Origin of the sequence: Caulobacter sp. Root1455, from assembly GCF_001426905.1 — a bacterium.
Lineage (GTDB): Bacteria > Pseudomonadota > Alphaproteobacteria > Caulobacterales > Caulobacteraceae > Caulobacter.
Genome location: NZ_LMFQ01000004.1, coordinates 51,010 through 69,709, shown reverse-complemented (window position 1 = coordinate 69,709; position 18,700 = coordinate 51,010). Strand labels below are relative to the sequence as shown.

Genomic DNA, 18,700 nt, shown 5'->3' with positions numbered 1-18,700 from the left:
GATCGATTGGCCAAGCGACGTCAGGGCTGGCGCCGGTCACGCCCGCCTTGTCGCCGGCCGCCGGCGCCCTCAGGATAAGCCTATGCCCCAGCACGCCGCCGGCGTCCTCGTGTGGCGCGGAGACGCCCACGATCCGCGCTTTCTTCTGGCCCATCCCGGCGGTCCGTTCTGGCGGCGCCGCGACGCGGGAGTCTGGTCGATCCCCAAGGGTCTGATCGAGCCGGGCGAAACGGCGGAGGTCGCCGCGCGACGCGAGTTCCAGGAAGAAACGGGCTTGACGCTGACGGCTCCGCTCCAGCCGCTCACGCCGAGACAGGCCTATCGCGGCAAGATCATTACCCCGTGGCTCGCGCGGGCCGATCTCGACCTGGGAGGATTTCACAGCGGGACGTTTCGGCTGCAATGGCCCCCGCGATCGGGGGTTTGGATCGACACGCCCGAGATCGACGCGGTGGCCTATTTCGATCTGGCCGCCGCGCTCGACAAGATCCTGGCGGCCCAGCGGCCGATCCTGGTCGAGGCCGCCTCCAGGATCGCCGCGCCCTAGAGGGCGTCAGGCGGCGCCGGCGAGCCAGAACGGCGGTCCGAAGGCGCGCCCAGCGCCGCTTGCAGGGCGGCCAGCAACCGCTCGCGCGCGGCGTCGTCCGGCGCCGACTGCAGGGCGGCGTTGAGGGCGAGATTGAACGCCGCGCGATCATTGTGCCAATCCAGCCGCGAGACGGCCTGGGGCGGCAGGCGCCGGGCCGGCCGGTCCTGGGGCAGAGCGCGGCCAGGCGCCAGGGCGAAGCCTTCGTCGAGTTCCGGAACCAGGATCTGGTCCTCGGTCAGACCCGCCTCGACGAGCCGCCGCTTCAAGCCGGCGGTCGCCTCGGGCTCGCCATGGGCCAGGAAGATCGAGCCGGCGACGGGCCCCCGCGCCTTGACCCAGCGGACCAGACCGCTGGCGTCCGCGTGGGCCGAATAGGCCTCCAGCTTGCGGATCCTGGCGCGCACCCGCACCTCGTCGCCCTGGATGCTGACGCGCGGCGCGCCGTCGGAGATCAGCCGCCCCAGCGTGCCGACGGCCTGGTATCCGCAGAGCAGGACGGTGACCTCCTTGCGCCACAGCAGGCGCTTGAGGTGCTTGCGAATGCGGCCGGCGTCGCACATGCCGCTGGCCGCCAGGATGATGTGCCAGCCCGACAGCTTTTCCAGCCCGTCGCTGTCCCAGGGCCGATCCAGGAAGTGCAGGTTCTCCGAAGGTCGGACGGCCGCGAACGGATTGACCTGGGCCTGGGCGTTCCAGCCGCGATCCTGGAAGACCTTGCTGGCCTCGATGGCCAGGGGCGAATCCAGGAAGATGTCGCCGCGCGGCGCGCGTCCCTCCTCCATCAGGGCCAGCAGATCGACCAGCAGCTCCTGGCTGCGCTCGACGGCGAAGGCCGGGATCAGCAGCGGCCCGCCGGCGGCGTGCGCGGCCTTCAGTTCCTCGGCCAGGGCCGAACGCCGCGAAGCCGCGTCGCCGCCGATACGGTCCCGGTCGCCATAGGTGGATTCCACCACCAGGTGGTCGACGCCCTGGGGCCCTTGCGGATCGCCCACGAACAGGCTGCCCCCAGATCCGATGTCGCCCGAAAACAGCAGGCTCTGGCGGCCGGTGTCGGTTTCGACCTCCAGGGCGATGGACGCCGCGCCCAGGATGTGTCCCGCCTCCCAGTAGGTGGCGGTGACGCCGGGCGCGACGGCGACGGCCTCGCCCAGCTTGACCTTGCGAAACTGCGGCATGATCGCCTTGCCGTCGGCGGCCGTGTAGATCGGTTCGACCTGAGTCAGGCCGCGCCGCTGGTTGCGGCGGTTGAGCGAGGCGACCTCGGCCTCCTGGATGCCGCCCGCGTCGACCAGCATCACCGCGCACAGATCGCGCGTGGCGGCGGTGGCGTAGATGGGCCCCTCGTAGCCGGCGCGCATCAGCTTGGGCAGCAGGCCCGAATGGTCGACATGGGCGTGGGTCAGCAGCACCGCGTCGATCTCGCGCGGATCAAAGGGAAAGTCGCCGTAGTTCAGCGCCTTCAGGGTCTTGGAGCCCTGGAACATGCCGCAATCGATCAGAAGGGTCGCCTGGCCGGTCTGCACGCGGGCGCAAGAACCGGTCACGCATCCGGCGGCGCCATGAAAGGTCAGGATCGGGGTCATCGGGTCAGCCTTCGACGAAAGAAGGGAGGCGCCGCCATCGACCGTCGGGCTTTCGTGTCCGACTGCACGGGCGGGACCTCCGTCGCCCCGACCCTCGCGCGACGCGCGGACCCGCATCGTGACTCAGATCAAATTCCGCGGCCCGCCGCGCGGCGATCGATCGCTCGTCAGCCGAGCCTGACCCGGACCCCGCCGGCGGCGACGGCGATGTTCAGCCCCTGCCCGCGGGCCTTGACCCGGATCTCCACGCCCTTGGCGTTGCGCAGGACCGCCGTGGCGCCGCTGAGGATGATAAAGGAGCCGCTCGCCCCCGCCAGGACGTAGACGCCCTCGAAATCCTCCACGTTCCGGAGGTTGCGGACCTCGGCCGTTCCTTCCACCTGCTCGGCGCCGACGCCAACCAGGCTCAGCCCGACGATGGTGAAGTCGTGGTCGTGCCCGTGGAAGCTCAGGCGTCCGCTGCCCCAGCTGTAGCCCACCCCCAACGCCATGGTGTCGGCGTCGAAGGTGGCCACCGCGTCCGGCGGAGGACGGGGCTGCTCGGCGCGAGCGGGCCCGACGGGGCCGCAGGTCGCCAGGACCAGGCTCGACAGCCCGATCAGGATCCAGGGATGTGAGGGTCGCAATCGGGCCTCCTATGACCGCCCCATCCTGACCGATCGACGCCGCCTGAAATTGATCTCCGGCAAACGCGGACGACGTTCGATCAGGCAGGATCGATTTGGCGACGAGTCCCGTCCCGCCCACGGGCGCGATCGCCTGGAGACGATCTTGAACGAGGCTTCCGCTTCCCCGGTCGATGCGACCCGGCCCGCCGTGACGCAGCCCGTCTTGGTCAAGTCCATCCTGCCCGCCGTCGTCACGCCCGTCCGCGGGTCGGCCGCCCGGCGGTGGCGGATCGCCGCCGCCGGAGCGGCCCTGATTGGAATCGTGCTGGTCGGCCTGACCGTCTTGCTGGGTTCGCGCCCGGTGCAGATCGGCCAGGTCCGCCTGGGCGCGGCCGTGGACGTGGTCTACGCCTCGGGCGTGGTCGAGCACGCCCGCCAGGCCCATGTCGCGCCGGTGACCACCGCGCCGATCCGCAGCGTGGCCGTCGAAGAAGGCCAGGTCGTCCGGCGCGGTCAGGTTCTGGCCCAGCTGGAAGACGGTCCTCAACGCGGCACGGCGATGCAGGTCGAGGCCCAGGCCGCCCAGGCCCGGGTCATCGCCGCCCGGACCCAGCGCCTGCTGCAGGCCGGGTTCGCCGCGCCGGCCGCCGACGAGGACGCCCAGGCCCAGCGCAAGGCCGCCGAAGCCGCCGCCGCGAGCGCCTGGTCCCGCCTGGCCGACTACCGGATCACCGCGCCGATCGCCGGACGGATCCTGCGGCGAGACGCCGAGCCGGGCGACCTGGCCCAGTCGGGGAAGGTGCTCTTCCTGGTGGCCGATCCGGCGCGTCTGCGCGTCACGGCCGACGTCGACGAGCGCGACGTGGCACGTCTGGCGGTGGGCCAGACGGCGTTGATCCGCGCCGACGGCTTCCCGGGGGAAACGTTCAAGGGGCGGATCGATCAGATCACGCCCGTCGGCGACGCCATCGGGCGGGTCTTCCGCGTGCGGGTCGGCCTGCCGCCCGCTTCGCGCCTGCGCCCGGGCATGACCGTGGAGCTCAACCTGGTCACGGCGCGCCGCGACGACGCCCGGCTCGTCCCGTCGACCGCCATTCGCGACGGCGCGGTCTGGGTCGAGGCGGACGGCAAGGCCCGGCGGGTTCCCGTGGTCGTCGGCGCGGCGAGCGGCGACCAGGCCGAGATCGTCTCGGGGCTGGCCCCGGGCGCGCGGATCATCCTGTCTCCGCCCAAGGACCTGCGCGACGGCGCGCGGGTCAAACCCGCGAAGCCATGATGGCCATGCTCCGGGTCCTGGCGGGCATCGCGTTCGCCCACCTGTGGGTGCGCGCCCGCGCGACCTTCGTGGCCACCCTGGGGGTGGCCATCGGCGTCGGGTTCTTCCTGGCGGTCTCGGGGATGATGGTCGGCTCGCAAAAGGACTTCATCCGCACGCTGATCGACACGGCGCCGCACATCATCGTCCGCGACGAGCGTCGCGCGCCCACCCGCCAACCGGCCCTGACGGCCTTCGCCGGGGACGCGGTGCGGATCGAGGGTCTGCGGCCCCAGGAAGAGGTGCGCGGCCTGAAGGATTGGCCGGCCATGCTGGCCGACGTTCGGGCCCAGCCCGGCGCGCAGGTCGCCCCTTCCCTCTCCGGCGCGGTGACGATCGGCTATGCGGGCCGCACCGCGGCCGTCGCCCTGAACGGGGTGGACCCCCGCCTCGAAGGAAGGCTGACCAAGATCGACGAGACCCTGATCGGCGGCCGCCTGTCCGACCTGGAAGCCCGGCCCGACGGCCTGATCATCAGCCGGCCGATGGCCGACCGCCTCGGCGCGCGACTGGGCGACACCCTGGTCGTCACCGCCTCGACCGGCGCCCTGCAGCGCATGCGCATCTTGGCCCTGATCGAGCCGGAGGGTCGAGCGGGCTTCTATGCCGGCGACGCGGTCGCCTACGGCCTGCTGCGCACCGCCCAGGTGCTGTTCACCCGGCCCAACGTCGTCAACCAGTTGCACGTGCGGCTGACTGATCCGGACGACGCACGGCTCATGGCCGAGGTCCTCGAAGCCCGGTGGGGCTACAAATGGGAGTCCTGGCAGGAGCGCTCGGCCGACATCCTCAACCTGCTCGTGGTTCGCAACGTCATCATGTACGCGGTGATCCTGGCCATCCTGATCGTCGCCAGTTTCGGCATCTACACCGCCGTCTCCAACAGCGTCGCCGACAAGCGGCGGGACATCGCCATCCTGCGGGCCATGGGCTTTTCGGCGTTCGACGTCCAGGCCATCTTCCTGATCGAGGGCGTGGCGATCGCGATCCTGGGCGCGGTCATGGGCTTCGCCATCGGAACCGGCCTGCTGGAGATCCTGGCCCGCCTGCCGCTGTCGATCGGCGGCAAACCCCTGGTCCTGCCGCTGGATCGCGGGCTTGGCCAATATCTGATCGCCGGCGGCGCCTCGATGACAGCGGCCCTGCTCGCCGCCTGGCTGCCGGCTCGCAAGGTCGCCCGCGTCGATCCGGTGTCGGTGTTGCGGGGCGCGGCGTGAGCGTCCGCCTCGAAGGTCGCGGGCTGACCCGCCGGCTGGTCGATCCGGAACCGTTCACCCTGGTCGACGCCGTCTCGCTGACGGTCGCCGCCGGAGAGCTGGTCGCCATCGTCGGCCCGTCCGGCTGCGGCAAGTCCTCCCTGCTCTACCTGCTGGGCCTGCTGGACCGTCCCGACGTCGGCGAGGTGCTGATCGACGGTCAGGCGACCAGCGCGCTTGGCGACCGGGCGCGCACGCGGCTGCGCCTGGAGCGCATCGGCTTCGTGTTCCAGTTCCACTTCCTGCTTCCGGAATTGACCGCCGGCGCCAACATCGCCTTGCCCATGCGGCGATTGGGGCGGCTGGGAGAAGCCGGCATCGAGGCGCGGGTCGACGAGCTTTGCGCCAAGCTCGACCTGCCCGACCTGAAAGGCCGGCGACCCGACCGGCTGTCGGGCGGCCAACGCCAGAGAGTGGCCGTCGCCCGCGCCCTGGCCAACGACCCGGCGCTGCTGCTCTGCGACGAGCCGACGGGCAATCTCGACAGCGCCAACACCCGCCGCGTGATCGAGGAATTCGGCCGCCTGGCCCATGAAGAGGGCCGCGCCGTGGTCTGCGTGACCCATGACGAGGGTTTCGCCCAAGCCGCCGACCGCCGCATTCACATGCTCGACGGCCGCATCGTTGCCCAGACTTGAGAGCAAGGCGGCGATTTGACCGGCGTCAAGGCCGGCCCCCGCGACGCGCGCACGATGTCCTCCTGTTCGGACGCCGCACGCCAGGGAGGTCGCCATGGACCAGACGCTTCGACACGAAATCCTCTCCATTCTGGAGGCCGGCCAAGACCTGACCCTGGCCACCCTGCGCGAGGATGGCTTCCCTCAGGCGACCACGGTGTCCTACGCGAGCGATGGGCTCTCGATCTATTTCGGTTGCTCGGCCCAGTCGCAGAAGGCCAGAAACCTGGCGCGCGATCCCCGCGTCTCCCTGACCGTCGATCTGCCCTATGAGGCCTGGAGTCAGATCCGCGGCCTGTCGATCGGCGGAACGGCCACGCGCCTGACCGCCCCCGACCAGGCCCTGGCGGTGGGCCGGCTGTTCGTCGCGAAGTTCCCCGAGCTGGGCAACGGCTTTTCGCTCGGCGACCAGGAGATGGCGCTGTTCTGCATCACCCCCCTGGTCATCTCGGTGCTCGACTATCGGAAGGGCTTTGGTCACGTCGATCATGTCGAGGCGGCCGAACTCGAGACCGCGCCTGTCGCATGACGAACGGCCGTCCAGTTGGGCTCGGTCGCGGCTCAGAGAGTCCGTGACAGCAACCCGGGCGCGGCGCCTTCCCTCCCCCGCGCCCTCGTCGCGGCGTCGGCTTGTCCGGCCGACGCCGCGCTCGCCCCCTCGGAGGGCCGCCTGACACCCAGCGTTTGAGGTCACTGAGGCGCGGTAGACCGGGCCGGCAGGGCCTTGTCGGGGGTCGTGCCTTCGCCGTCGAACGGCTCGAGCCTGAAAGCCACGCGCGTGGGCTCCAGACGCGTGCGGTACTGCATGTGGGGCTGGCCGACATGGTTCCAGGCCGTGTCGCCGCCGACGCCCCACTGCGCGCCGTCGACCAGCAGCGAGACCTCGCCGTGCGGCGTGATGTCGGTGCTCTTCCAGGTCCCCTCGGGGCGGCGGTAGAGGTCGGTGTAGGGGAAGGCCAGGACGTTCATCATCAGCGGCGTCTCGCCCCGGACCCGCAGTCCCCTGCCCTCGCCCGAAACCTCCATCCAGCGGACATCGACCTTGTTGCCGGTGTCCTGGGGCCGCATGTAGTCGTGGTTCTGATCGGCGATCGCCCCCCGCCACAGCCCGATCGCCGCGCTGGTCTTGCGGTCGACATAGGTCTCGTGCGGCCCGCGGCCGTACCATTCGACCGTCTTGACGCTGGTGGGCATCGAGAACGCCAGGCCCACCCGGACCGGCGGGGGCAGATCGCTCTTCAGCGGGGTGAGCAGTCCGGCCACGTCGACGGTCCCGTCGCCGTTCATCGTGTAGGTGGTGACGAAGCGGGCCGCGCCGGCGCCCAGCTCGTGATCGACGCTGACCTCGACCGCGCCGCCCGGCAGCCGACGGGCGGCGATCGACCGCAGCTGGCGCTCCCGGGTCATGATCTTCCACGGCGTCTGCTGCGACACGATCCCGGTCAGGGTGTCGTTGTCGGTCTCGGCCCGGAAGAAGTTGGGCGCGCCGCCGGTCAGCAGCGCCGATCCCGCCCTGCCGTAGCCGGTGACCAGCCCCGTCCTGCGATCCAGCGTCAGGCCGACGCCGCCCGCCGACAGCGAGAAGCTCTCGGCGCTTTCCTTCAGGTCGACGGGACCGCCGGCCACCGCGGCCGGCGCGGCCATCGGCTGTCCCAGGGCGAACTGCTCCCAGCCCACGACATAGCCTTCGGGCGTCAGCGGCACGGAATCCGCCTTGGCCTTGGCGCGAACGGTGACGAAGTATTCCGCGCCCGGCTTGCGCTCGATCCTGGGCAGCGGAAGGGTGACCGCCTGGGCGGCCCGCGCCTTGACCGCCAGGGTCGGCAGATCGCCCGAGGCGATCGTCACGCCGTTCTCCTGCACCGCCCACTCGAACGCGAAACCGGCGAGGTCGCGGAAGTCGTGGCGGTTGCGGACCGTCACCGTTCCGGTCGCCGGATCGAAGCCCTCGAACTGGATCGGCGAAAGGACCTTCTGGACCTCGTAGATGTGCGGATTGGGGGTGCGATCGGGCTGGTTCAGACCGTCGCCGAACTCGACGTCGCCGCCGGGATTGGGACCGTACTCGCCGCCGTCGCCCCAATAGCGGCGGCCGTCCTTCGTGTAGCGGTACATCGACTGGTCGACCCAGTCCCAGATGAAGCCGCCCTGCAGCTTGTCGTACTTGTAGATGGTGTCCCAGTAGTCCTTGAAGTCGCCGCCGGAGTTGCCCTGCATGTGGGCGTACTCGCACTGGATCATCGGCTGGGTGCGCGTCGGATCCAGCGCCCAGTCCACCATCTTTTCGATGTCGTCGTACATCGGCGCGTAGATGTCGACATACGCGTTGGGCGCGTGCTCCCAGTCCAGCGTGCCCCAGCCCAGGTACGAGATCAGGCGCGAGGGATCGCGTTTGCGCGCCTCGGCGGCGGCCTTCTCGAAATTGGGTCCGATGCCGGCCTCGTTGCCGAGCGACCAGAAGATCACCGAGGGATGGTTCTTGTCGCGCTCGACCATGTTGAGCACGCGGCTGACATGGGCGCCTTCCCACGCGGGGTCAAAGCCGAGCTGCAGCTTGGGCCGGAGCTCCGGGTGCTTGTTGGCGTAGTCCATGTAGGCGTGGCTCTCGATGTCCGCCTCGTCCATGACATACAGGCCGTACTCGTCGGCCAGGGCGTACCAGCGCGGGTCGTTGGGATAGTGCGAGGTGCGCACGGCGTTGATGTTGTTGCGCTTCATCAGCTCGATGTCGCGGCGCATCGAGGCTTCGGAGATGACGTGGAAGGTCTCCGGATCGTGCTCGTGGCGATTGACGCCGCGGATGACGATCGGGCGGCCGTTGACCATCACCCGACCGTCCTTGATCTCGACGGTGCGGAAGCCGATCCGCTGGGGCGTGGCCTGGATCAGCTGGCCCTTGGCGTCGAGCACCTCGACCAGCAGGGTGTAGAGGTTGGGCGTTTCGGCGGTCCACTGGCGGACGCCGGGCACGCTGGCCGACAGGGTCTGGGTCCTGGCCGCTCCGGCCCCGACCTTGGCCGCCTTGCTCAGGACGACCTTGTCGCCGTCGAGCAGGGTCATCCGCGCGGTGACGGCCTGATCGCGCTGGGTCAGCGCCACGTCCGTCGACAGCACGCCGTCGCGATAGGCCTTGTCCAGACCGGCGTGGACGAACAGGTCGCTTAGCCCCGCCTTGGGCGCAGCCTTCAGATAGACCGACCGCTCGATCCCCGAGACGCGCCAGAAGTCCTGGTCCTCCAGATAGCTGCCGTCCGACCAGCGGTGGATCTGGATGGCCACCACATTCTTCTGGCCGGGCGCCAGCAGCGGCGTGACGTCGAACTCGCTGGGCAGCTTGGAGTCTTCGGAATAGCCCGCCTCCTTGCCGTTGACCCAGACCCGGTAGGCCGAGCCGGCCGCGCCGATGTGCAGGATGACATCCTGGCCCGACCAGCCGGCCGGGATCTCGAAGGCGCGGCGATAGGAGCCGACCGGGTTCGTCGCGTGCGGGATCAGCGGCCGGTTGGCCGGAAAGGGATAGGTGATGTTGTTGTAGCGGGGCTGGTCGTAGCCCTCGGTCTGCCACATCGCCGGGACCTTGATCGTCTTCCAGGCCGAGACGTCGTAGTCAGGCTTTTCGAAGCCGTCGGGCACGGCGTCGGACGAGGGCGAAAAGTTGAACGACCATTGGCCGTCCAGGGACTGGTAGCGCGCCGAGCGGGTCGGGTCGCCGGCCAGGGCCGCCTCGCGGCTCTCGAACGGGAAGTGGGTGGCGCTGGCCGCCAGCTTGCCTCGCGCATAGACGGCCGGATTCTCCCAGTCGGGCCGCGAGGCGTCCACCTGAACCGGCTGGACGCGTGGCGGCTCGGCGGCCGCCGCGATGCCCGCCACACCCAACCAGGCGACGCCGGTCAACAGCACCTTCTTCATGCGAACCCTCCCGCCGGATCGAATCCGGCCCATTCATCAGACAATTTGCATCGAACCGACGTCAACGCCCACCCGCGCCGACGTCATGGACAAAGAAAAGGCCGGTGAGGGACACCACGTCCCGCACCGGCCAGTGCGGTCCGCCAGCGGGGGACGCTGACGGACCGATAGGGTCGCCGACGGGCTAGAACTTGCCGCGCACGCCGAACTTGATCGTCCGGCCGTCATACTTGGCGTAATCGAGGCGGGTCTTCCTGCCGTCGCCGTAGCGACCGGCGACGTCTTCGAAGTAATCGAAGCCCAACGTATTGGTGATGTTCAGGACATCGAGACGTAGTTCAAGCTCGTCGTTGATTTTGTAGCTGACGTTGCCGTCGAGATAGCCGGCTCCAGCATGCCAGCGCTCCAAATCAGAACCATCCGGGTTGGTGTCGATGATGTTCCGAGCCTTGTAGTTGTAGGTCAGTCGCGCGCCCAGCGGGCCCTTTTCGTAGTAGCCGGTCAAGCTGTACGAATATCGCGGGATGCGATTGACCATGTCGATCGACCCGTCCTGCTTGCGATACCTCAGGTCGGCGCTCTCCGAGTTGACCTTCGTATAGCTGGCGAGCGCGCCAAAACCGTCCCACGGCGCGGGCAGGAAATCAAAGGACTGCTGATAGGCGAACTCGAGACCGTCGAGACTCACCGTGCCGCCATTGATGAAGGTGTCGACGTCGATGGGGAGGTTGGGATCAACATGCCCGTTCTGGGTGTGCCAAATGATCGCCAGCGACTCGTCGGGAAGACCGAGACTGGAGAATGGCACGACCGAGCGCTGAGCGATCGTCGTGTCCTCCAGCTTCTTCTTGAAGTAACCGGCGCTCAGAATGCCGCCGCGCCCGAAGTACCACTCAATCGTGGTGTCCCAGTTCGTCGAGATCTCCGGCTTCAGCTCCGGGTTACCCGAGGTCGCATAGGTGTTGTAGATATTGGGAATGACCGTCTGGGCAGCGATCCGCGACAACGAGGCTCGCGTGATGGTCTTGCCCCAGGAACCGCGCCAGACCACATCGGGGATGACGTCGTACGCGAAGCTGACCGAAGGCAGGGTGTTGTCGTAGCTGCTTTCTTCGGTATTGGGCTGATAGGCGCCGCCGGTCCCCGTCTTCTTGAAGTTGTCGATGGTCATGTCGGTTTGCGAATAACGCACGCCGGCATTGATACGCAGTTCGCGATCAAGAACCTGGCCGCTGAAGTCCGACTGGACAAAGAAGGTGCTGACCTGTTCGTCGGCGGTGAAGCTGCTGGAGAGATCGACCGGCGAGGCCATGGCGGCGCCGAGCGGGTCAAGCGCGTTGATCACGTAGCCGCGCGAGAAGGTGGCCCATTGCTGCGGGTAGTTGTCGCCGATGACGAGATTATCAAGCGGCACCGAATGCAGCATCGACGCGCGTAGCCCCGCGGCGCCGATCGCGGCCAGGCGAGCCTGAACGATCGCGGTTCCGTTACGCTTGGTCTTTTGCTTGGTCGTATCGACGTATGACAGGCCAGCCTTCAGGTGACCCTTCCAGTCGCCGAGCCCGTAGTCCCAGTCGGCCACCAGCTTGGCGACACGCTCTTGGTCCACTTCGCGATTCCAGTCCACGGCCGTGCTGAAATCTTCGAAATTGGCCGGGTTCGTGAAGTCGACCCCCGGCGCCGAAAGCCCCGGATAGACCCGGTCGTCACCCCAGTCGAGGGTGGAGGTCACGCCGTAGATGTTCGAGACGATGCGCTTGTTGTCATAGAAGGCCCGGCTGTCCGAAGCCGCGAGCTGACCCGTCAGCGTCAGCGAGTCGTTGACCTGGTACTTGGCGTTGAGGCCGCCGTACCCAAACTTGGTCTCGGCGTTGTAGTAGTAGCTCTCGCCCAGATAGGACGTGTTGCCGAACGTTCCCTGAAGCACGTTGCCGTCGACGATGCTGACGTTGATCGGCACGAGGCCGTTGTGACCCGCGGTGCCCGGACGGGCGGCCACATTGGTGGTGGCCGAGTTACGGATCGGCAGGCCGAAGGTGAATTCGTCGCGCGAGTCCTGGAGATGCGACAGCAGCGTATCGAAGCTCACATCCAGCTTGTCGTTCTTGTACTGGAGTGAGGACACCAGTCCGTCGCGATCGCGCGTATTTTCAGCGCCGTAGTACCGGTAGAAACGCGAAAGATAGGCGTTGTCGATCGCCGTCCGATTGCCGAGCATGCCCGCCGCTCGCGGATCGGCCCAGTCGAACGCCATGTTGAAGGGGCCATTGCGCATGGTCGGCGGCGTCTTGGTGTCGACGGGAACAGGGTGGCCAGCCAGATAATTGCTGTTGTAGCCGCCCGTCGCCTCGAAACCCGACTTCATGTTGACGCTGGTCGAGTGCGCGACACCGATCAGGAAGCCCCAATTGTTCCAGGTCTTCGAGAACAGCCCAAACACATTCGGGTCCATCTTCTTGGACGCCGTGTTGTAGGAGGCCACCGCGTTGAACCGCAAAATCTGGCCGCCGGCGCCGTCGAACGGCCTTGGCGTTTGAAGATCGACCACGCCGCCGACGCCGCCCTCTTCAAGTTCAGCCAGGGGCGTCTTGTAAAAGTCCACGCGGCCGAACAGCTCGGAAGCAAAGACATCATAGTTGAAGTCGCGCGAAGATCCGCCGACGTTGGTCGACGAGGTCGTATGGACCGGAGCGCCGTTGAGGGTGGTCACCGTATATTCGGGACCCAAGCCCCGGATGGCGATGCGTTGCCCTTCGTTGGAAGCGCCATCGCGGGTCATGTAGATCCCGGGGATGCGCTGCAGGGCCTCGGCGACGTTGGCCTCGGGGAACTTGCCGATGTCTTCGGCGACGATCGAGTCTCGGACGGCGATGGCGTCCTTCTTGAGGTTCAGGGCCTTCTCCAGCGATGAGCGAAACCCGGTGACGACCACCTCGCTCACTTGCTCGGTGTCGCCCGCTTGGGACGGCGGCGCCTGGGTCGCCTGAGCCCAAACCGAACCGGCGCCGCCGACCCCCACGGCCAGCACCGTCGATAGCAGAAGCTTCTTCTTCATGGGCTTTCCCCTCCCCTTCGCGGCCTTGCCGCATGGCAACTCGGGCGCCTGCCCTCGAACGGAGCAAGGCGGCGGTCAACGATCCAAAAGCGGTCGGCCGGCGTCAGGCGGCGCACGACGTGCGCGGACGTATTTCCTCACCCCGGGCGCTGGGCGCCTCTGAACTTCTGTCACGCATATCGACACAAGCGCGCAGCTATGGGAACGGCATTTGTAGTATTTTTCATTTAAACGGTCGCAGGGGCGCCTGAGCGTTGCGGACATGCAACACCTTTGCTTCGCTCCAACCGTGAAATGCGGAACAGGCCGAGGCGCCGCCGGGAACCAGGCGGCCGGACGACGACCTCTAGCGGTAGCCGAACTCGGCGCTGATCTTGGCGGTGGCTTCCTTGACGTAGGCGGTCACCGTCTCGATGCGCGCGTCGTCCATGTACTGGGCGATGGAGGAAACGGAGACGGCCGCGACGATCTTGCCGCTCATGTCCCGGATCGGGGCGGCCACGCATCGGATGTGGTCTTCGTTTTCGTCCAGATCCAGGGCCGAGCCCTTCGCGCGATAGGCCCGCATGACCTCCAGCCATTGCCGAAGGTCGTAACGATAGCGGGGATAGACGGCGGCCTCGCGCAGGAAGACCTCGCGCCAGACCTCCTCGCTCTCATCGAGCAGCAGGGCCTTGCCAAGCCCGGTGTGGCGCAGGGGTTGGCGCTCGCCGACCACGCAGCGCACCTCGATGCGGCGCGAGCCGGGAATCTTGTCGATGTAGTGCACCTGATCGCGTTCGAGGACGCCCAGGTTCACCGTGTCGCCGGTGTCGATCGACAACTGGCGTAAGTGCTCGCGGCTGACCCGCGTCAGGGTGATCTGCTGGGAGGCGGCGTAGCCGAGCTCGAGCAGCTTGGTGCCCAGCGCGTATCCGTCGCGGGAATTGAACGACAGGAAGCCGGCCTCCACCAGGGTCGAGGCCAGGCGGTGGACGGTGGTCTTGTTCAGCTGCAGCGCCTTGGACATCTGCCCCAGGGTCGCGTCGCCCTTCGCCACGCGGCTGAGCACTTCCAACCCCTTGAACAGCGTCAGCGCGCCGGCGCTGGCCCGCGGAGAGGCGGTTTGATCGTCCTCACCGTCGTGGACAACGGTATCGGCGGGCTGGGCCATGGATCAGGATTCTGCGTTTTGGTGCGAGAGCGTTCCGGTAGTTGATACGCCCCAGCGTCAATTTTGAAAACCCCGGCCCGCCTTCGACGGTCAGAAATCGACGGCGTAGTCCTTGGGAAAGGGCTTGCCGGCGAACGCCAGTTTCTGCGTCCAGGGCTGGGCCGGCGCTGTCCAGAAGCTGTCGGCGGCCGGCAGGCCCAGCGCCAGGAGGCCCTCGGTCGTGACATACATGCTGCCGTTGTTCGAATACCAGTCGCCCAGGGTCGGGTGATGCCCGACGAAGCCGATCGTCAGGAAGCCGTCCGGCGTGAAGTTGCTCGGCTCGGTGAAGACGGCCTTGTGGGCGGCGACCAGCGCCGAACGCACCTGCCCCTCCGACAGCTTGGCCGGCAGCTGCTTGCGCCAGGCCAGCAGCGCCAGGGGCTGGAACACCGCCGTGCGATAGGTCAGCGACCGGCCGAACGGCGGGAAGGTCCCCTCGGGCGAAACGAAGCGCTCCAGGTGCTCGCTGTAGCGCTGGGCGCGCTTGACGGCCAGTTCGCGCCATTTGGTCAGGTCGTCCTTCCAGAACGGCGCCTTGTGGGCCTCCATGACCTCCAGCACCTGGATCATCATCGGGTGCATCACGAACGAGCCGTAGTAGTCGAAGTGGAAGGTCGCCCCATCCTTGATCCAGCCGTCGCCGATGTACCACTCGTCGATCTTGCGGACCGCCGTGTTGAGCCGCATCGGATCCGACTCCTCGCCGATCGACAGCAGGAAGGCCTCGTTCATCGCCGCGAACAGCAGCCAGTTAATGAAGGGCGGATTGACCCGGCGCAGGCCCTTGATCTCCTCGACGATGCGCTTCTTGGTGGTCGCGTCGAGGGGATCCCACAGCGCCTTGGGCGCGCGCAGCAGGGCCTGGGTGAAGTAGGCGGAATCGACCAGGGCCTGGCCGTGATCGCGCCAGGCCAGGTAGTCGGGACTGGAAGGATCCACGGCGTGGACATAGCTTTGCAGCGCCTGGTCGGTGAGGCGCTTGCGCGTCCGGCCCTCGGGCGTGGCGTCCTCGGGCAGGCCCAGCCACGGCGACAGCCCCGAAATCAGGCGGCCGAAACACTCCAGATAGGCCACGTTCTTGTCGCGACCGTCCCAGGTCGGGCTGAGCTCCAGGGGAAAGGTCGCCTTGAGCCGCCCCTGCGACATCGCCGACAGCACCGGACTGGCCATCTTCTCCAGCAGGCCGGCCATATAGGCGCGGTCGTCGAGCGGGGCGCCAGCCCGCTTGGCGGCATTGGCCGAGGCTCCGGCTCCGAGGGACGCGGCGCCGACGAGGGCGGCCTTCATGAAATCGCGCTTGTGCATGGTCGCCCCTATCGAACCGGCTTGAGATCGAGATCCGCCATCGCCGTCGCCGCCAGCAGGAACGCGCCGACGCCGTAGAACTGGGTGTCGTCGTAGCTGACGCTCTCCGGACGATCGGACACCGGCTGGACGTAGCCGAACTTGCCGTCCGGATGCACCGCGCGCGTCAGGGCGCTCCAGCCCTTGCGGACGGCGGGCTCGTAGGCGTCGCGATCGAGCAGGCCCGCCTTCACGCCCCAGGCCAGTCCGTAGGTGAAGAAGGCCGTGCCGCTCGATTCCGGCGGCGACTTGGCGGGGTCGGACAGCAGGGAGGGCGACCAGTAGCCGTCCGGCTTCTGGATCGCCTTCAACTTAGCGGCCATCTGCTTGAAGACCGCCTCCATCCGGACGCGGTCCGGATCGCCCGGCGGCAGCAGCGGGATGACGCGGGCCAGGCCCGCGAACACCCAGCCGTCGCCGCGGCTCCAGAACACCTTCTCGCCGTTGGGTCCGCGCCGCGTGAAGAACCGCGAGTCGCGGTAATAGAGCCCCTCGTCCTTGTCGTAGAGAAAGTCGGTGACCGCGGCGAATTCCTTGCGCGCATAGGCCCCGTAGCGCGGATCGCCCGTGACCGCGCTCAGCTCGAACCAGGTGGCCGGCGCCATGAACAGCGCGTCGCTCCAGCACCAGCGCTGGTCGCAGTCGACGCCGCGCGGATCGGTGTATTCGGCGTGCTCCAGCCCCACCTTGGGCGGGTAGGTCAGGATGGCGTCGAACCGCTGGCGCAGCGGCGCGATCGCCTCGGGCCCGCCGCCGTGGCGCGAGGCCCAGAGGTAGGCCTGGCCGATCACATGGTCGTCGGCGTGATAGAAGCGCTTGCCCAGCTCCCACTGGTTGGCCAGGCCCCGCGCCAGGATCGCCTGGCGATAGGCCGGGTTGTCCGACCGGTCGGCCAGGTCGCGCAGGCCCACGAACAAGGCGCCCTGCACCCACCCCTTCGGGTCGGCCGTGTCGCGCGAGGTGTTGGGCGGAATGTAGCCGGCCGCCATGGTCGCCAGCTGATAGTCGGCGACCTTCTCGGCCAGACGCATCACATCGGCGCGCGCATAGGGAACGGCGGCGCTCGCGGCGGCGGGGGCCTTGGCCGGCGCGGCCAGCGCGGGCGACGACGCCATGGGCGCGATCAGCATCGCCAGGGCAAGAGCGGGAAGGACCACGGGCTTCATGCTGGAAATCTCTTTCGCGGAGTGACGGCGGTTCGCGCCGGGATCGGGCCTAGCGCAGCTGACAGATGTCGAGCTGGTCCATGTCGTGATAGTCGAGGTTCTCGCCGCCCATCGCCCAGATGAAGGCATAGTTCGAGGTCGCCGCGCCGCAGTGCACCGACCAGGGCGGACAAATCACCGCCTGTTCGTTTTCCACGACCAGGTGGCGTGTCTCGTCGGGCGCGCCCATGAAGTGGAAGACGCGATCCTCGGGCCCGAGCCGGAAGTAGAAATAGGCCTCGGACCGGCGATCATGCAGGTGGGGCGGCATGGTGTTCCAGACACTGCCGGGCTTGAGGATCGTCAGGCCCAGAAGAAGCTGTGCCGAGGCGCACACCCCCGGCACGACCAGTTGGTAGATGATGCGGTGGTTCGAGGTCTCAGACGCGCCGCGTTCCAGCGGGATCGCCGCGCGGGTCGAGACGGCGCGGGTCTCGAAGGCGGCATGGGCCGGCGTCGAGGCGAGGTAGAACCGCGCGGGCGCGGCGGGATCCCGGCTCGCGAACCGCACGTCGGCCGCTCCGCGACCGATATAGAGGGCGTCCAGGGGTTCGAGCACATGGACAGCGCCGTCCACCGTGACCCGCCCTGTCCCCTCGCCGACATTGACGAGCCCCATTTCGCGCGACGCCAGGAAGGGCGCTCCGCTGTGGGAGGGCGGCTCGGTCTGGACCGGCAGGGCGATCTCCTGAAGCAGCGGGGCCGCGCCGCCGATCACCAGGCGTTCCTGGTGCAGATAGTTCAGGGTCACCGCTTCGGGCGCGAAAAGGCGTTCGACAAGGTAGCGATCTCGCAGGTCCTGCGAGCTTGCGCTGGCCATCATGTCCGGATGGGTGGCGTGGAAGACCTGGGCGAACGGTCCCGACGCCTTGGCGTTCCTACCGCCCGACACGGGCGAATCCGTCAGGGTCGCCCAACGACTCCCCCGGTCCACGCCGAAGGTCCGTACGCTCTTGCCGCTGGCCACAAACCCCTCCCGACCCGCGCGCAAATCGCCGACCCGCCCCATGGTATTGGTATTACAAATGCAGATTTGAAACACAAGGCCATAAATCGGAATGGATGATCGGCCGCCTGTCAGTCGATTGCTTGCCCACCGCCTTGTTCCCAGTCGGCTGGGCACTACGCCGTATCGACTATCGCGGCGCCCTCCAACGATCTGAAACGTTGGGGGACGCGCCAGTGCGCCCGCCGGTGTCGATCGGCCCCTCGGGCGCCGTCCGGCCCCAGATCAGCGCGCCGGGATCGGCATCTCGGTCGGCCAGGCGTCTGCGCTGGCGAGCGCGCGTCTAAAGCCGCCGACGGCGTCCGCTCAGGGTTACACCTAATCGACGCCCTTGGGGCCAGAGCCCTAGCGTCGCGCCATTAGCCGAACGCCGAGGCCCTCCTGGATCGGCGTCTAGCGCTCAGGTGTCCCAATGCATCCAGCCGCCGCGGTGATCCCCAAGCACGATCCAAGCTGGGAGATGGGCAAGCACGGACCCGTCTGGCCCAGGACGCCGGCCTGCTACGGCTTCACCATCATCGCCAGGGTCAAGCCCGGCACGGCCGAGGCGATCCGCGGCTATGGAAACAAGATCGTCGCGGCCCTGGAGGGCGACCCCAACTTCCTGGCCCCGCTCAAGCTGCACTATCTGCGCTGGGTGCTGTTCGATGACGACACCCGGTTCATGTACCAGGGCATCTTCGACACCGATTTCGACAAGTACACCGAGGACGCGATCGAGCTGTTCAAGAAGTCCGGGCTCAACACCATTTTCGAGAACCTCGAAGGCTTTCCCGAGGACTGGAAGACCAACCCGGAGGCGTTCATCAAGTTCGTCCGGGCGCATCAGTGCCCCAGCTTCATGGAGTATGGCGAGTACCCGTACGTCAGCGCCGACGAGATCAAGAAGGCGCTGGCCCTGAAGGCGGCCTTCACCGAGATGCTCGACCAGATGCAGTAGCCTGACGGCCTCGGGAGA

Annotated in this window: 14 protein-coding genes; 6 read left to right on the top strand and 8 right to left on the bottom strand. The window is 67.9% G+C overall.

The window, feature by feature from the left end:
* Positions 1 to 82 precede the first annotated feature (82 nt).
* Entirely contained in the window at positions 83 to 547 is a 465-nt protein-coding gene (locus ASD21_RS04255) for an NUDIX domain-containing protein (protein WP_056437230.1), read from the top strand.
* Here ASD21_RS04255 and ASD21_RS04250 read toward each other — a convergent pair.
* Positions 544 to 2,172 carry an MBL fold metallo-hydrolase gene (locus ASD21_RS04250; protein ID WP_056437227.1) on the bottom strand — a complete coding sequence of 543 codons (1,629 nt, stop codon included), beginning with the start codon at positions 2,170 to 2,172 and terminating at the stop codon, positions 544 to 546. The two genes, ASD21_RS04255 and ASD21_RS04250, sit on opposite strands and share 4 nt — an antisense overlap.
* 167 nt (positions 2,173 to 2,339) lie before the next feature.
* Entirely contained in the window at positions 2,340 to 2,798 is a 459-nt protein-coding gene (locus ASD21_RS04245) for a hypothetical protein (protein ID WP_056437225.1), read from the bottom strand.
* A 145-nt stretch (positions 2,799 to 2,943) separates the two neighbouring features.
* Here ASD21_RS04245 and ASD21_RS04240 point away from each other — a divergent pair, with 145 nt between their 5' ends.
* The 4 genes from ASD21_RS04240 to ASD21_RS04225 all read left to right on the top strand — a co-directional run bounded on the left by ASD21_RS04240 (position 2,944) and on the right by ASD21_RS04225 (position 6,557).
* The gene (locus ASD21_RS04240; protein ID WP_235524832.1) at positions 2,944 to 4,056 is read left to right on the top strand and encodes an efflux RND transporter periplasmic adaptor subunit; all 1,113 of its coding nucleotides are present in this window, start codon (positions 2,944 to 2,946) and stop codon (positions 4,054 to 4,056) included.
* A complete protein-coding gene (locus tag ASD21_RS04235) occupies positions 4,053 to 5,312 on the top strand; it encodes an ABC transporter permease (protein ID WP_056437221.1) in 1,260 nt (419 codons plus the stop codon). Before ASD21_RS04240 ends, ASD21_RS04235 begins: the two co-directional genes overlap by 4 nt.
* Positions 5,309 to 5,989 carry an ABC transporter ATP-binding protein gene (locus ASD21_RS04230; protein WP_056437218.1) on the top strand — a complete coding sequence of 227 codons (681 nt, stop codon included), beginning with the start codon at positions 5,309 to 5,311 and terminating at the stop codon, positions 5,987 to 5,989. The genes ASD21_RS04235 and ASD21_RS04230 overlap by 4 nt, the downstream gene beginning before the upstream one ends.
* 94 nt (positions 5,990 to 6,083) lie before the next feature.
* Positions 6,084 to 6,557: a pyridoxamine 5'-phosphate oxidase family protein gene (locus ASD21_RS04225; RefSeq protein ID WP_056437215.1), complete on the top strand. Its 474-nt coding sequence runs from the start codon at positions 6,084 to 6,086 to the stop codon at positions 6,555 to 6,557.
* 161 nt (positions 6,558 to 6,718) lie between these two features.
* Here ASD21_RS04225 and ASD21_RS04220 read toward each other — a convergent pair whose 3' ends face one another.
* The 6 genes from ASD21_RS04220 to kduI form a co-directional block, all read right to left on the bottom strand.
* Complete coding sequence (locus ASD21_RS04220) at positions 6,719 to 9,937, bottom strand: glycoside hydrolase family 2 TIM barrel-domain containing protein (RefSeq protein ID WP_056437212.1); 3,219 nt, start codon at positions 9,935 to 9,937, stop codon at positions 6,719 to 6,721.
* Positions 9,938 to 10,121: 184 nt separating this feature from the next.
* A complete protein-coding gene (locus ASD21_RS04215; protein WP_056437209.1) occupies positions 10,122 to 12,992 on the bottom strand; it encodes a TonB-dependent receptor in 2,871 nt (956 codons plus the stop codon).
* A 346-nt stretch (positions 12,993 to 13,338) separates the two neighbouring features.
* The gene (locus ASD21_RS04210; RefSeq protein ID WP_056437206.1) at positions 13,339 to 14,145 is read right to left on the bottom strand and encodes an IclR family transcriptional regulator; all 807 of its coding nucleotides are present in this window, start codon (positions 14,143 to 14,145) and stop codon (positions 13,339 to 13,341) included.
* Positions 14,146 to 14,235: 90 nt separating this feature from the next.
* Positions 14,236 to 15,492, bottom strand: a complete 1,257-nt coding sequence (locus ASD21_RS04205) for a DUF2264 domain-containing protein (protein ID WP_056437203.1) — start codon at positions 15,490 to 15,492, stop codon at positions 14,236 to 14,238.
* A gap of 8 nt (positions 15,493 to 15,500) precedes the next feature.
* The gene (locus ASD21_RS04200; RefSeq protein WP_082554620.1) at positions 15,501 to 16,697 is read right to left on the bottom strand and encodes a glycoside hydrolase family 88/105 protein; all 1,197 of its coding nucleotides are present in this window, start codon (positions 16,695 to 16,697) and stop codon (positions 15,501 to 15,503) included.
* Between the two features lie 49 nt (positions 16,698 to 16,746).
* Positions 16,747 to 17,628, bottom strand: a complete 882-nt coding sequence (gene kduI / locus ASD21_RS04195; RefSeq protein ID WP_268761065.1) for a 5-dehydro-4-deoxy-D-glucuronate isomerase — start codon at positions 17,626 to 17,628, stop codon at positions 16,747 to 16,749.
* A 526-nt stretch (positions 17,629 to 18,154) separates the two neighbouring features.
* Here kduI and ASD21_RS04190 point away from each other — a divergent pair.
* Positions 18,155 to 18,682, top strand: coding sequence for a hypothetical protein (locus ASD21_RS04190; protein ID WP_056437201.1), 528 nt, complete (start codon positions 18,155 to 18,157; stop codon positions 18,680 to 18,682).
* Positions 18,683 to 18,700: the final 18 nt, after the last annotated feature.